Origin of the sequence: Pantoea rwandensis (genome assembly GCF_000759475.1) — a bacterium.
In the GTDB taxonomy this organism is placed as follows: domain Bacteria; phylum Pseudomonadota; class Gammaproteobacteria; order Enterobacterales; family Enterobacteriaceae; genus Pantoea; species Pantoea rwandensis_B.
Genome location: NZ_CP009454.1, coordinates 627,157 through 641,446, shown reverse-complemented (window position 1 = coordinate 641,446; position 14,290 = coordinate 627,157). Strand labels below are relative to the sequence as shown.

Below are 14,290 nucleotides of genomic sequence, written 5' to 3'. Positions count from 1 at the left end.
TTGCAGATAGTATATCAAAGGCTTGATGCTGAATTGATTCAGGTCAGACAAGTTTTCGCTATTTTTTTAAAGAGTTGTTAGCGTTACGTCATTTTTATAACCCAACACCATGATATTTAAACGCTAAAACTGGAAAAAGCCTTGCTGATTTTCCGGCACCACCGAGCAGGGATCCTGATGGATGATAACATCCGAACCGGGAAACTTAAGCCGCAGTGCTTGCTCGATCTGATCCGCTACCTGATGTGCCTGCACCAGCGGCAGGTGGTCATCCATTTCCAGATGAAGCTGAATAAAACGGGTGGGCCCGGATTGACGCGTACGCAGTGCATGGGCTCCGCGCACACCTGGCCAATCGCTAACCAAATCGATAATCGCCTGCTTCTCTTCTTCCGGCAATGCGCGATCCAGCAAAGATTGCACCGCTTCATAGCCCATGCGCAAAGCGTTGTAGAGGATGTACACCCCAATCCCCAGCGCAAAGAGCGCATCTGCCCGGACAAAACCATAGCTGCTTAACACCAAAGCCACCAGGATCGCGCCATTCATCACTACGTCAGATTGATAGTGCAGCATATCCGCACGTATCGCCTGGCTGCGTGTCCGACGCACCACCCAGCGCTGGAAAGTCACCAGTAACAGGGTGGAAAAAAGGGCGACCACAGTGACGACGATACCGACCAGCGGCGCCCGTAATATATTGGGTGAGGCCAGATGCTGAATACCAGTGAGAAATAAAAACAGTGCTGAGCCGGAAATAAACATGCTTTGTGCCAGCGCGGCAAGCGACTCCGCTTTACCGTGGCCGAAGGTATGATCAGCGTCCGCAGGCTGGAGTGAATAGCGCACCACCAGTAAATTTGTCAGCGATGCAGCGATATCCACCAGTGAATCGACCAGGGCGGCCAACATACTGACTGAACCGGTCAGCCACCAGGCAAAAATCTTCACGATCAACAGTAATGTCGCCAGCGTCGTTGCAGCCAGTGCCGCGCGGTTGACGAGTTTCGCGTAGGAGGGATCCATGCCATGCCTCGTAGAAGCGTCTGCTCAGCGCAACGCCGTTAATCACATAATGGCTCAAGTTTATCATCGGCAAGCGTAAGCTGCGTGAATTGAATATTAAGGTGATGATGCAGCACAGGATTGGCAGATAAAAAAAACCCCCGCATCATGCGGGGGAAGACAGGGATGGTGTCTATGGCAAGGAAAACAGGGATACTATGTTACTGGTTACTGCTGGTACTACTCACTGCATGCAGCGGTGATGATGGCTGCAATCCTGAGAGCTGACGCATATCGTTAAGTCGCCGCTCATAATTCTTCTGCAATGTCGCTTGCTGTGCAGGCGTTAGCAGGTGATACATCTGGTTGCGAACCCGAGCCATCTCAACTTGCAGTTCAATCTGCGCGCGGGCTTGTTTCTCTGCCTGCTGTCGGATAGCCGATTCGTTAAATTTGTCTGCAATGACAAGGTCATGCATAGTTTCAATATCCTGAACGCTCATAACCGGGCGCTCATGTCGTGCTTGCTGCATCAGGTCTCGCATCTGTTGCCGCTGTTGTTCAGTCAGCTCAATGCCATCGAACATGTGGCTTTGCGGATTTTGCGTCATACTGCCTGTCGTCAATCCGCCGTTATGATGCATCTCGTCAATCGTCGTCGTGTCTGCTGCTTCTGCGCTGGCGTGACTGAGAACCATCGCTGAGGCAATGACGACGGCGGTTAAGTAGCGCATCGTTTACTCCCAGTTCGTTCCGTTTTGCGATTCAACGAGAGCTAGTGTACGGCGATAGCTGCAAACATCCGTCAGGGGGTGTAAAACTACGTAAAGCGTTGGATTGCAAGTCAAGGAACACGGTATTTTGCCTGCGGAGGGCAACAAAAAATGAATAAAATCCTGTTGGTTGATGACGACCGCGAATTAACTTCGCTGCTTAAAGAACTGCTTGAGATGGAAGGTTTTGAGGTGATTGTCGCCAGCGATGGCGAGCAGGCGCTTAACCTGCTGGATAACACCGTTGACTTGTTATTACTCGACGTCATGATGCCGAAGAAGAACGGTATTGATACGTTGAAAGAATTACGACAACAGCACCAAACTCCGGTCATTATGCTGACCGCTCGCGGTAGTGAGTTGGATCGTGTTCTTGGCCTTGAGCTGGGCGCGGATGACTATCTACCAAAACCGTTTAATGACCGTGAACTGGTGGCGCGCATTCGGGCTATTTTGCGCCGTTCAAACTGGAGCGAACAACAACAGCAGCATGACAATAGTTCACCCACGCTGGAAGTGGATTGCCTGCGCCTCAACCCAGGCCGCCAGGAAGCCAGCTTCGATAGTGAAACGCTGGATCTGACGGGCACGGAATTCACGCTGCTCTATTTGCTGGCACAGCACTTAGGTCAGGTCGTGTCGCGTGAGCACCTCAGCCAGGAAGTGCTGGGTAAACGCCTGACGCCGTTTGACCGCGCGATTGATATGCACATTTCAAACCTGCGTCGTAAATTGCCGGAACGTCGTGATGGTCATCCGTGGTTTAAAACGCTACGCGGACGCGGCTATCTGATGGTTTCGGCATCATGATTGGAAGTTTGACCACCCGCATCTTCGCCATTTTCTGGCTCACCCTGGCGCTGGTGTTGATGCTGGTTTTGATGGTGCCCAAACTCGACTCACGCCAGATGACCGCACTGCTGGAAAGTGAGCAACGCCAGGGCACCATGATTGAACAGCATGTTGAAGCTGAGTTATCGCAAGATCCCCCTAACGACCTGATGTGGTGGCGCAGGCTCTTTCGCGCCATCGACAAATGGGCCCCACCCGGCCAACGCTTGTTATTGGTGACCAGCGAAGGCCGGGTGATCGGGGCGCAGCATAATGAAATGCAGGTGATTCGTAACTTTATCGGCCAGTCTGATAATGCCGATCATCCGCAGAAGAAAAAGTATGGTCGTGTGGAGATGGTGGGCCCGTTCGCCGTGCAGGATGGTGAAGATAACTATCAGCTCTACCTGATCCGCCCCGCCACCAGTTCTCAACTGGACTTCGTCAATCTACTGTTTGACCGTCCGTTATTGCTGCTGATTGTGACCATGCTGATTAGCTCGCCGCTGCTGTTATGGCTGGCGTGGAGCCTAGCGCGTCCTGCGCGTAAACTGAAACATGCTGCCGATGAAGTGGCGAGCGGAAACTTACGCCAGCATCCTGAACTGGAATCTGGTCCACAGGAGTTTCTGGCAGCAGGTTCAAGTTTCAACCAAATGGTGAGCGCACTTGAACGCATGATGACCGCACAGCAGCGTTTGTTATCCGATATCAGTCATGAATTACGCACGCCACTGACACGTTTGCAATTGGCTACTGCCCTACTGCGCCGTCGCAATGGTGAAGGTAAAGAACTTCAGCGTATCGAAACGGAAGCCCAGCGGCTTGATGGCATGATTAACGACTTGCTGGTGCTCTCACGCACTCAGCATAAAAATGCCTTAGTCAGTGAAGCGATGAAGGCGAACCAGCTGTGGAACGGTGTACTGGAAGATGCCAAATTCGAAGCCGAGCAGATGGGTAAAACCATGGATGTGCCGTATCCGCCAGGTCCGTGGCCACTGTACGGCAACCCGCATGCCCTGGAGAGCGCACTGGAAAACATCGTGCGTAATGCGCTGCGTTATTCCCACACGCATATCAGTGTGAGCTTCTCGGTGGATATTCAGGGTATTACCGTTCACGTTGATGACGATGGCCCAGGCGTCAGCGCTGAAGATCGCGAGCAGATTTTCCGCCCCTTCTATCGCACGGATGAAGCACGCGACCGTGAATCTGGTGGCACCGGTCTCGGACTGGCAATTGTGGAAACAGCCGTGCAACAGCATCGCGGTTGGGTGAAAGCCGATGACAGCCCATTAGGGGGTCTGCGGCTTACGCTCTGGTTGCCGCTGTACTCCGCTCGTCAATAATTTGCTATGCTTCGGCCCTCGTTTCCGGGGGCCTTATGCTGAACATCGTTTTATTTGAACCTGAAATCCCGCCAAATACTGGCAATATCATCCGCTTGTGTGCCAATACAGGCTTCCAGTTGCATCTGATTGAGCCGCTGGGCTTTGCCTGGGATGACAAGCGTCTGCGCCGCGCCGGGCTCGATTACCACGAATACACCTCACTCAAAAAACACGCCAATTACTCTGCGTTTATCGAGTCTGAAACACCACAGCGCCTGTTTGCACTCACCACCAAAGGTACACCTGCCCATAGCGCTGTGAGCTATCGGAAAGGGGATTATTTGTTGTTTGGTCCTGAGAGCCGTGGTTTGCCGGCAGAGATACTGAACGCGCTGCCAGCAGAGCAGAAGATCCGCATCCCGATGATGGCTGAAAGTCGCAGTATGAATCTGTCGAATGCGGTATCTGTGGTGGTTTATGAAGCGTGGCGCCAGCTTGATTATGCTGGCGCGCTGATCAAGAGCTAAATTCCGTCGCCGTACTCAAAGCCCGCGCCGTTGAAGAGTTGGTCCATATCCATCGAAGGTTTATCGCTGGTGGGTTTGCCAACGATACGCGCAGGTACACCGGCTGCCGTGGTATGCGGCGGCACCGGTTGTAGTACCACCGAACCCGCGCCAATTTTCGCGCCGCGCCCCACTTCTATGTTACCGAGAATCTTGGCACCTGCGCCAATCATCACACCTTCACGGATTTTCGGATGGCGATCGCCGCTGGTTTTTCCGGTACCACCAAGCGTTACCGACTGCAAAATCGACACGTCATTTTCTACTACGGCGGTTTCACCAATCACGATACCGGTAGCATGATCGAGCATGATGCCGCGACCAATACGAGCTGCTGGGTGAATATCCACTGCAAAGGAGACGGATATTTCGTTCTGCAAATAGACGGCTAACGCGCGGCGGCCCTCTTTCCAGAGCCAGTGGCCGATGCGATAAGCCTGTAATGCATGGAAGCCTTTCAGATACAGCAATGGCGTTGAATACTTATCAACGGCAGGATCGCGCTGGCGCACGGCTTGAATATCGTAAGCTGCAGAGACAATCATCTCTGGATCTTCGCGATACGCTTCCTCAACGATTTCACGTACCGCAATAGCTGGCATGATCGGGTTGGCGAGTTTGTTCGCCAGCATGTAGCTTAGTGCGCTGCCAAGATTTTCGTGCTTGAGCAAAGTCGCGTGATAAAAGCTGGCCAGCATGGGTTCACAATCAGCCAGCGCTCTGGCTTCAGCTTTGATGTTGTTCCAGACCAGTTCTAACTCTTCTGACGACATTGCTCTGTGCTCCCGATAAAAAAAGCGCCTGAGAGGCGCTGCAGGTGATTTAGCTGAGCATCCTGCTTCAGCTTTGGCTGTTTTCGTCCTTCCTTGCACGGCCAAGTAAACTCAATGCTGCCTCTCGCGCCGATTTTTCGCAATACAGTACCTGATAAATCTGCTCGGTAATGGGCATTTCAACACCCATTCTCGCCGCCAATGCTTTGACTTCTTTGGTGTTTCGATACCCTTCTACAACTTGTCCGATAATGCGCTGTGCCTCATCCACGCTCTCGCCTTGTCCCAGCATCATGCCAAAACGACGATTACGGGATTGATTATCGGTACAGGTCAGTACTAAATCGCCCAGCCCCGCCATGCCCATAAAGGTGGTGGGATCGGCACCCAGTGCAGCACCGAGGCGGCTCATCTCCGTTAATCCACGTGTGATTAACGCGGTACGTGCGTTGGCACCAAAACCGATGCCATCAGAAATACCGGCACCAATCGCAATCACGTTTTTCACCGCGCCACCCAATTGCACGCCGATGAAGTCTGGATTGTTGTACACGCGGAAGCTTTTACCGCAATGCAGTTTTTGCTGCAGATCTTCAGCGAACTGTGCGTCAGTGGCAGCCAGCGCTATCGCTGTAGGCAGGCCCGCTGCAAGCTCTTTCGCGAAAGTTGGGCCGGAAACCACGGCCAGCGGAATTTGATCGCCGAGGATTTCACGCGCAACATCCTGCAAAAGCCGGCCAGTTTCTTTTTCGAGGCCTTTGGTTGCCCAGACAATTCGGGAATCTGCACGCAGATGCGGCTTCAGTTGGGTGAGAACATCACCAAACACGTGGCTGGGTACCACCACCAACAGATCACGACTGGCACTCACCACCGTTGCCAAATCGGCTTCAGGAACAAGATTGTCAGGGAAAGGTACATCAGGCAGGAAAGCGGCATTACATCGGTCAGCCTGGAGCTGTGCCACACTGTGCGGATTGTGGCCCCAAAGCAGAACCGGATGGCCGTTACGAGCCAACGTAATGGCCAATGCGGTGCCGTACGAGCCGGCACCGATGACGCTAATCGAAGCGTTGAGGGTATTCATCAGGCATCCTGACGTGGCGCTTCGCCTTCACCTTGCTGCTGCAGATAGTTCATGAACAGGGCATCAAAGTTAACTGGCGCCAGATTGAGCTGAGGGAAAGTACCACGAGACACGAGGCTGGTGATGCATTCACGTGCATACGGGAACAGAATGTTCGGGCAGTATGCACCGAGGCAATGTGCCATCTGAGTGCCTTCGATACCGCCGATGGTGAAGATACCCGCCTGCTGAACTTCGCACAGGAATGCGGTGTCTTCACCAACGGTTGCTGTCACGGTAACGCGCAGAACAACTTCATAGACTTCATCAGCCAGCTGAGATGAAGCGGTGTCCAGATCCAGTTTCACTTCCGGTTCCCACTCTTTCTGGAAAACCTGAGGCGCGTTTGGCGCTTCGTAAGAAACATCTTTGGTATAAACACGTTGAATCTGGAACTGCATTTCGTTTGTGCTATGTTCTGACATGTTACTAAATCCTGTGAGTTAAATTGTCTGACCGAAAAATTATGCCTGGAGTAAGGGATCCAGTCCCTGACGCCCATCCAGCGCGTAAAGATCGTCACAGCCACCAATGTGCTGCGCATCAATAAAAATCTGGGGAACTGTCGTACGCCCGCTTCGCTGAATCATCTCTTCACGTTTCGCCGCGTTCCCATCAATAGGAATCTCCTGGAACGAAACACCTTTCTGATCCAACAATGCTTTTGCCCGGTGGCAATAAGGGCATGTGACTTTGGTGTAAATCTCAACATTAGCCATGCGGTTACCTCTGGGAATTATTTACCGCGTACCAGCGGCAGATTCTCACCACTCCAGCCGCTCACGCCATCTTTCAGCACGGAGACTTTTTCAAAACCTTCAGCGCTCAATTTAGCGGCTGACTCACCTGCGCTCTGACCAGTGGCACATACCACAATTATGGGCTGGGACTTGTGCTTTTCCAGTTCGGCAAAGCTCCCTTTTTTGATGTCAGCCGCTGCAATATTCACCGCACCTGAAATGTGCCCTTTGCGATAATCATCGCGCGAACGCACGTCTACAACCACCGCATCCTCTTTGTTGATCAGGTGGGTTGCTTCACCACGGCTGATGGTTTTTACCTTAGAGAACATTCCTTTAACGGTGGTCACAATCACCAGAACGAGTAAAACAACCCATGCCAGACTAAGGATGGTGTGATTGCTTGCAAACTGCATAATTTCTTGCATGAGGGGTAACGACTCCAGACCGGGCTAATAAGCTAAAACAAGGGTTCTGAGTATACCTGCGCCACTTAGCATGTACAGTCGCGAAGCGGGCAGAGTTACGATTTGTGCGTCATTTTCCAAAAAAAGTGTTCTAATCGCAAAATTGAGTCAAGGTTTATGCCGCTAAGCTCGGCACCGACATCTTTCGTAAAGCAAAACCCGCCCGGGATAACTGGTAAGCGGCTGTTCATCGTGGAATAATTATCGACTATGAAGGGAAAAGCGACCGTTACACACACAAGGACCTGTCACAACGGCCCAGCGCATCCGTTGTTATTTCGCTGGTCCGAAATCTCCCTGAGCTTGCTCTGCGCGGGCGCACTGTTATTGCCCGTTTACGCGCACAGTGCGGATGACAGTAAAACTCAGCTCAAGTCCATTCAGCAGGATATCGCTGACAAAGAGAAAAGCGTTAAAGCGCAGAAACTACAGCGCAGCAAACTTCTCGATCAACTGCAAAGTCAGGAAAAAGTGATTGCGCAAGCCAGCCGGCAGCTTCGGGAAACTCGCAATAGTTTGACCGCGCTCGACGGTGAAATCACGCAAATTACCACCTCCATTTCTCGTCTGGAAAAACAGCAGGCTCAGCAGGAAAAACTGCTGGCTCAGCAATTGGATGCGGCTTTCCGACAAGGCCAGCATAATGGGTTACAGCTGCTGCTGGGCGGTGAAGAAGCACAGCGCAGTGAACGCATTCTTGCCTATTTCGGCTACCTTAATGCTGCACGCCAGAAAAACATCGACGATCTCAAACAAACTCAGCAACAGTTGGCCGAGCAGCGGCAGGCATTGCAAGGTAAGCAGGAACAACAAAAATCCCTGTTAGCCCAACAGCAGTCGCAGCAGGCCAAACTGGAAACCGCCAGTGCGGCACGCAAGAAAACCCTGACGGTACTGGAAAGCTCGCTGGAAAAAGATCAGGCCGATTTGGTTGAGATGCGAGAAAACGAAAGCCGTCTGCAGGATAAAATTGCCAAAGCCGAACGCGAAGCGCGTGAGCGTGCCGAACGTGAAGCACGCGAGGCAGAAAAAGTACGCCAGCGTCAGGCGCAGGCAAAAGCCAAGGGATCAAGCTATCAACCCACACAAAGCGAACGTGAGTTGATGGCACGCACCGGTGGCCTCGGTAAGCCTGGTGGGCAGGCGGTGTGGCCGGTGAAGGGACGTATTGAACACCGCTTCGGTGAATCCATGCAGGGTGAGCTGCGCTGGAAAGGTCTGGTGATTGATGCACCAGAAGGCACCGAAGTGAAAGCCATCGCCGATGGACGCGTACTGATGGCCGACTGGCTGCAAGGCTACGGTCTGGTTGTGGTATTGGAACATGGTAAAGGCGATATGAGTCTTTATGGCTACAACCAAAGTGCGCTGGTGAGCGTGGGTACTCAGGTGAAGGCAGGACAGCCTATCGCCCTTGTGGGTACCAGTGGCGGCCGCGGGACGCCTTCGCTCTACTTTGAAATCCGACGTCAGGGACAGGCCGTCAATCCACTACCGTGGTTAGGAAGATAAGTGTTGTTTCAGCCTCAAAAGCTCTCAATTGCGTTCTGCGCACTGTTTTTCACACTATCGGCTCAGGCAGGTAAACTCTCAATTGTGATTGATGACTTCGGTTATCGTCCGGTTGAAGAGAATAAAGTGCTGCAAATGCCCGCTGCGATTTCGGTCGCTGTACTGCCGAATGCACCTCATGCTCGTGAGATGGCGACAAAAGCACATCAGGGCGGTCATGAGGTGTTGATTCACTTGCCAATGGCACCACTCAGTAAACAACCGTTGGAAAAAGATACCTTAACCCCAGAGATGAGCAGTGAAGAGATCGCACGCATTGTGCGGGATGCCTCGGGTAAAGTGCCTTTCGCCGTAGGTTTGAATAACCATATGGGCAGCAAAATGACCTCTAGCCTGCCCGGCATGCAGAAAGTGATGCAAGTGCTAAATCAGTACAATTACTACTTTCTCGATAGCATGACGATTGGTAATAGCCAGTCCGTTCCCGCAGCGCAAGGTACGCATGTTAAAGTGCTGAAACGCCGGGTATTCCTTGATGATAGCCAGAATGAAGCAGCGATCCGTGAACAGTTTACCCGTGCCGTAAAACTGGCACAGCGCGATGGTTATGCCATTGCGATTGGTCATCCGCATCCCACCACCGTTCGTGTGCTGCAACAGATGCTGCCATCACTGCCAGCCGATATTACGCTGGTACGCCCGAGTCAGTTGCTGAATGAGCCTGTGCATCAGGGTAAAACACCGCCGACAACCGATAAATCTCCGGGACCGAAATTCCGTGCTCCAGGCGTGTGTAAGGTCAGTAAACCACTGACACCCGTGCCGCAAAGTCGAGCCGTTGAAATAGTGATTGAAAATGTGGCAGGTAGTAAGTTAATCAATCAGTTAGGTTTACTTTTTTAACCCAATCATCAACGTTTTTGAAAATTAGCGTTAGTCCCATTCGGGGCTAACGTTTTTTTCGTTATCATTACGAAATTAATTCCCGCGACTGATGTCAAATTTGCCAGGTTCTTAGGGTGAATTGGAATAATGAAAAAGCTTTGGAAAATAAACGTCATCAATAACGTACTCAGTTTACATGCCAGACTGAGCCAGATTGACAAAAACAAGACACCGCTAAGCTCAAATCATGAGTTTAAGCGCATTGTTATTTTCTCAACGACCGCATTAGGAGATCTACTTTTTAATACTCCTGCGATCAAAGCCATAAAGCATCGCTATCCAGAGGCCAGGCTCATGCTGGTATCCAGTGATAAAAACCGTGATCTCGTTGAAAAAAGTCAATGGTTTGATGAAATAGTCATTTGGGATAATAAAATAGTTCATTCCCATCGCGTAATCAGGAGAATGAGAAAATTCAAACCTGATATGACTGTGCTACTGCATTCGACATTAGGCTATGACATTCTCTGCGCACGCCTGTCTGGCTCAAAATACATTATCAGAGATAATTTCAGAAGTGACAACACTGTCTTTAATCACTGGATAGATCATTATTCATCGGCAACAGATGTTCATATTATTCAGCGCAAACTCGACCTGATTAGTATTCTTGGATGCAATACAACAGACATCAGAATGCAATTTCCCATTGCAATTCACTCTGTAGCACGTGAAAACTATCGACCTGTAATTGGCTTTCAAATGGGGGCGTCCGGGAAAAACCGTTGCTGGCCAGTTGAACATTTTTCTGAACTAGCAGAGCGTATTTTAGAAAATCACAAAGATGCAAAAATAGTATTGACTGGTGCCGCCCAGGATAAAAATATTGAAAAATCATTCTTTGATTTATTAAAAAATAAATACCATTCAAGGGTTCACTCTTATATTGGTAAGACTCGCCTACCTGAACTCTTACAGATAATTAAAAACCTTGATGTGTTGATCACAGGTGACACCGGACCACTACATATTGCTATCACGGCAGAAACGCCGACAGTGAGTCTTTATGTCAGTGCTAATCCCAGACATACAGGACCTTATCAGGATTTGCACATTCATCAGACTATCAGAATTGAACCTGAATCTAATGATGATCCGCATTACCCATTAAGAAAAATAAGCGTTGATCAGGTTTATAACGTGATGATGAAAAATATTTCAGTCTAAAATTACACTACCAGATAGCAAGCGATCTGGTAGTGGTTTTTATCTAGGCCTTACGGGATGACAAAACTATCGCTAATGGCAACCAGAATAATACCCATGTTTCTCCAGGTCCACCAATCACAAACATCCCCTGAGTAACAAAAAACATCAAAGAGAAGAGATAAATTGAGGCTTCTAACCCCATGCCTTGATGATACTTTCTATACGCATGATACAAGCCAACCAGGATGAGAGATGCCATAAATAGCACACCCACCACACCGCCTTTTAAGAAAGCCGATATATAAATACTGTGTGTGGTTATAACATGTTGACCAATACTGTTTACGAATATCAGCTGCTTATCAAACCCCCAACCGAAATAGGGATGAATCATTGCATCTGAAATGGCATGATTCCAGATTCCAAATCTGATAAAACTCTGGGCATAAGAGGAAACAATGCGTGCATAAAAATCACTGCCATAATCGGTAAAGTAGAAGAATAATAAAATAGTAGCAATTGAAATCATGATATACAAAACATGTTTAAGGTGAACATGTTTATATTTAGCAAGTAAAATAGCTAAAGAAACTATTAAAGCCAATAACGGACCTCGACTTTGCGTCAATATCAAGCCAATAAAGAGCAACGATGCAGGTATGTAAATCCAATGCCTGCCTGACTCACGAGCAATAATCAGTGCGCTTAAAATACCAAGAGCAAAATATCCGCCGAGATCAATGACATTCTTTGGTGCGGCAAAAAAACCGTTTTCAAGTCTATTAGTCAGTAGCGTGTTCTTGTCTACCAACATAAATGTCAAAACAAGGACAATAAAACATCCGGAAAAAATGCAACCATAAACCTTCAGCAAACCATAACGCTTAATACAGTAATCAAACATACAAACGAAAAAAAGAAGATAACCGGTATGCTTCAGAGTTGAAATTATATTCTCTGGAACACTTGTCCATAAGTTCGTAATACTGTAATAAATGAGGAATAGTGCAATAACGCCTATTGACTTCCAGGGATATGGCTCGGAAAGACTAAGCTTTTTTCGCTGGACAAACAAAAATATCATCATCGCTGTAATCGACAGATGAAATAAATTATTTACTTTTCCAACACCTGTAAATATGGTCATTAGAAATAAAAATGCCATAAAAGAAATAGATGCAATAACTTCTAAACTTTCAGTTTTTTTTAAAAATGACATCTGGCGTCGCCTTCTCGAAAATTTCCTCTGTCAGTCCACTATTCATAGACAAATTGTAAACTTTTATCCCTGCATGATTAAGCTCGCTGCTGGCATTCAAGAATGCGGGCTTTATCACTTGATTAAAGTTTTCCCCTAAAAAGCTTTTCTGCTTATTATTTTCATTTTCATAAAACCGTGGGGATGAAAAATTATTCATATCAACCCCTGCTAACAGTATACGATTTGAGCTGAGCCATACGGCTATTTGCAACGCCCAATAGGCCACTGTTCCCGCATCAAAAATACCTTGTCGGATATCCCATGAAAAACCTGATAATGGATCGGTCGGATAGACTGACAATCCTTTATTATCATTGAAATTCAAAGCATACTCAGCAGGTACTACTGATTTTCGAAATATCTTATAACTCAGATCTTCAATAATAGCCAAACGACACTTTATCTTATCGACTCCAACGCAATTCAACATATCATTGAGGCAATGAACTGTTGTAAAGAGCGTCAACTCAGGGTCGTCCAGTACTTTTCCGACAATATCAAAACGGTTCTCAACAAAACCGCGATCGACAATAACATAATATGAAAATACGACTTTATCTCGTAGGTGATAAGCGCCATTAACACCAATAAATGTCGTTTCTGAAAGTAATTCAAAATCGAGATCATTCACTGACGGGCCCGTTGCCAGTATCGTCATATCATTGGTAACGGTTTTACGTAATGAATCTAATGCTTCAATTTTTATTTCATTTTTTCGCCAGACTAGCCGTTCAATATGGTCTTCTGCTCCACGTTGAATTCTGATATGAGGCCAAAAATTTTCATTGTGCCGATAAGCTCGTTCATGGGTATAACGATAGATTTGTTTAAATATTGATCCCATTCAAAGCAATTCCCGCAATTTTTCCATTACGCTCACGGCGGATATCGCCTGCATTGTGCCACCTGCACCGCGTAGCTCATGCTGATTCTTCCCATACCCCCCAATCAGCCCCGGATCAGTTGGACCAAACAGCGTAATATTCGGGCGGTCCAGCGCGGCGGTCAAGTGACTCAAACCCGTGTCGACCGAAACGACAGCGCGTGCCCCCGCCAACTGCTGTGCCACTTGTTCCAGCGCTAATTTTGGTAGCACCTCAACGTGGTCAAAACCTTCCGCCATTCTTAATGCACGCTGATGCTCATGTTCAGCACCCCACGGCAGTTTCACCCGCAGACCCGTCGGCTGTACCCGTTCAATAAGTTCGCGCCAGTGCGACTCTGGCCAATGTTTGTTATCGCGGGTGGTCGCGTGCAGAAACACCAGGTATTGATGCGCATCGTTGGGCAGCGTGGAAAGGAAATGTCCCGCAATGGCATAATCACCCTGGGTCTCCGGTTTCGCATAATCCAGGCTTTTCGCAAATAGCTCACGTGTGCGTTCAACCGCGTGTTGCTGTTTATTAATTTCATGGCGTTTGTCATACCACCAGCTGGCAAAGGGTTCCCGCGCGCTGCGGCTGTCTTGTCCATGCTTAACGCCTTTAGCCAGGCGCGTCACCAGCGCAGCGCTTTTGATCAACCCCTGGGCATCAATCACCACATCATACTGGCGCGATTGCAGCTCACGTTTGAACAAGACGCGCTCTTCGCGCTGCTGACTGCCAAACCAATGTTTACGCCAGCGACGAATCGCCACCGGCAGCACTTTATCCACTGCCGGATGCCAACTGGGGATCTGTGCAAAATTCTCTTCGACAACCCAATCAAAACGAATGCCGGGAATAGCCTGCATCGCATCTGTGAGCGCCGGTAAGGTGTGCAGCACGTCCCCCATTGAGGAGGTTTTTACAATCAAAACGTGCATG

At 49.1% G+C, this 14,290-nt stretch carries 16 protein-coding genes; 6 read left to right on the top strand and 10 right to left on the bottom strand.

Going from position 1 to position 14,290, the window contains the following annotated elements:
* Positions 1 to 123: 123 nt before the first annotated feature.
* On the bottom strand, positions 124 to 1,026 hold the full coding sequence (fieF, locus tag LH22_RS02845) for a CDF family cation-efflux transporter FieF (protein WP_038644073.1): 903 nt from the start codon (positions 1,024 to 1,026) through the stop codon (positions 124 to 126).
* A 200-nt stretch (positions 1,027 to 1,226) separates the two neighbouring features.
* A complete protein-coding gene (gene cpxP / locus LH22_RS02840) occupies positions 1,227 to 1,739 on the bottom strand; it encodes a cell-envelope stress modulator CpxP (RefSeq protein ID WP_038644071.1) in 513 nt (170 codons plus the stop codon).
* A gap of 150 nt (positions 1,740 to 1,889) precedes the next feature.
* Between cpxP and cpxR the strand changes: the two genes are divergently transcribed.
* The 3 genes from cpxR to trmL are packed head-to-tail and all read left to right on the top strand — an operon-like array spanning position 1,890 to position 4,470.
* Complete coding sequence (cpxR, locus tag LH22_RS02835) at positions 1,890 to 2,588, top strand: envelope stress response regulator transcription factor CpxR (RefSeq protein ID WP_007885339.1); 699 nt, start codon at positions 1,890 to 1,892, stop codon at positions 2,586 to 2,588.
* A complete protein-coding gene (gene cpxA / locus LH22_RS02830) occupies positions 2,585 to 3,961 on the top strand; it encodes an envelope stress sensor histidine kinase CpxA (protein ID WP_034823776.1) in 1,377 nt (458 codons plus the stop codon). Before cpxR ends, cpxA begins: the two co-directional genes overlap by 4 nt.
* 35 nt (positions 3,962 to 3,996) lie before the next feature.
* On the top strand, positions 3,997 to 4,470 hold the full coding sequence (trmL, locus tag LH22_RS02825) for a tRNA (uridine(34)/cytosine(34)/5-carboxymethylaminomethyluridine(34)-2'-O)-methyltransferase TrmL (RefSeq protein WP_038644069.1): 474 nt from the start codon (positions 3,997 to 3,999) through the stop codon (positions 4,468 to 4,470).
* Here the strand turns inward: trmL and cysE are convergent.
* From cysE to LH22_RS02800, 5 genes are all read right to left on the bottom strand, one after another.
* A complete protein-coding gene (cysE, locus tag LH22_RS02820) occupies positions 4,467 to 5,282 on the bottom strand; it encodes a serine O-acetyltransferase (RefSeq protein WP_034823780.1) in 816 nt (271 codons plus the stop codon). The two genes, trmL and cysE, sit on opposite strands and share 4 nt — an antisense overlap.
* A 67-nt stretch (positions 5,283 to 5,349) precedes the next feature.
* Positions 5,350 to 6,369, bottom strand: coding sequence for an NAD(P)H-dependent glycerol-3-phosphate dehydrogenase (gene gpsA, locus LH22_RS02815; protein WP_038644068.1), 1,020 nt, complete (start codon positions 6,367 to 6,369; stop codon positions 5,350 to 5,352).
* Positions 6,369 to 6,833 (bottom strand): protein-export chaperone SecB, encoded by a 465-nt coding sequence (gene secB, locus LH22_RS02810; protein WP_034823785.1) that lies wholly within the window; start codon positions 6,831 to 6,833, stop codon positions 6,369 to 6,371. The genes gpsA and secB overlap by 1 nt, the downstream gene beginning before the upstream one ends.
* A 39-nt stretch (positions 6,834 to 6,872) precedes the next feature.
* On the bottom strand, positions 6,873 to 7,127 hold the full coding sequence (grxC, locus tag LH22_RS02805) for a glutaredoxin 3 (protein WP_007885328.1): 255 nt from the start codon (positions 7,125 to 7,127) through the stop codon (positions 6,873 to 6,875).
* A 17-nt stretch (positions 7,128 to 7,144) separates the two neighbouring features.
* Positions 7,145 to 7,576 carry a rhodanese-like domain-containing protein gene (locus LH22_RS02800; RefSeq protein ID WP_034823789.1) on the bottom strand — a complete coding sequence of 144 codons (432 nt, stop codon included), beginning with the start codon at positions 7,574 to 7,576 and terminating at the stop codon, positions 7,145 to 7,147.
* Between the two features lie 249 nt (positions 7,577 to 7,825).
* On the opposite strand from LH22_RS02800, the gene envC reads away from it, so the two are divergent.
* The 3 genes from envC (at position 7,826) to LH22_RS02785 (ending at position 11,239) form a co-directional block, all read left to right on the top strand.
* Positions 7,826 to 9,127 (top strand): murein hydrolase activator EnvC, encoded by a 1,302-nt coding sequence (gene envC / locus LH22_RS02795; protein WP_038644065.1) that lies wholly within the window; start codon positions 7,826 to 7,828, stop codon positions 9,125 to 9,127.
* Between the two features lie 3 nt (positions 9,128 to 9,130).
* Positions 9,131 to 10,030 (top strand): divergent polysaccharide deacetylase family protein, encoded by a 900-nt coding sequence (locus tag LH22_RS02790; RefSeq protein ID WP_038649794.1) that lies wholly within the window; start codon positions 9,131 to 9,133, stop codon positions 10,028 to 10,030.
* Positions 10,031 to 10,159: 129 nt separating this feature from the next.
* The gene (locus LH22_RS02785) at positions 10,160 to 11,239 is read left to right on the top strand and encodes a glycosyltransferase family 9 protein (RefSeq protein ID WP_038644064.1); all 1,080 of its coding nucleotides are present in this window, start codon (positions 10,160 to 10,162) and stop codon (positions 11,237 to 11,239) included.
* Positions 11,240 to 11,282: 43 nt separating this feature from the next.
* On the opposite strand, the gene LH22_RS02780 is transcribed toward LH22_RS02785, so the two are convergent.
* From LH22_RS02780 to rfaC, 3 genes are read right to left on the bottom strand one after another with little or no spacing between them, the layout of a single operon-like run.
* Positions 11,283 to 12,440: an O-antigen ligase family protein gene (locus tag LH22_RS02780; RefSeq protein ID WP_052059342.1), complete on the bottom strand. Its 1,158-nt coding sequence runs from the start codon at positions 12,438 to 12,440 to the stop codon at positions 11,283 to 11,285.
* A complete protein-coding gene (locus LH22_RS02775) occupies positions 12,418 to 13,326 on the bottom strand; it encodes a hypothetical protein (RefSeq protein ID WP_038644063.1) in 909 nt (302 codons plus the stop codon). The genes LH22_RS02780 and LH22_RS02775 overlap by 23 nt, the downstream gene beginning before the upstream one ends.
* Positions 13,327 to 14,289, bottom strand: a complete 963-nt coding sequence (gene rfaC, locus LH22_RS02770) for a lipopolysaccharide heptosyltransferase RfaC (protein ID WP_038644062.1) — start codon at positions 14,287 to 14,289, stop codon at positions 13,327 to 13,329. It abuts the gene before it with no gap.
* Between the last annotated feature and the right edge of the window lies 1 nt (position 14,290).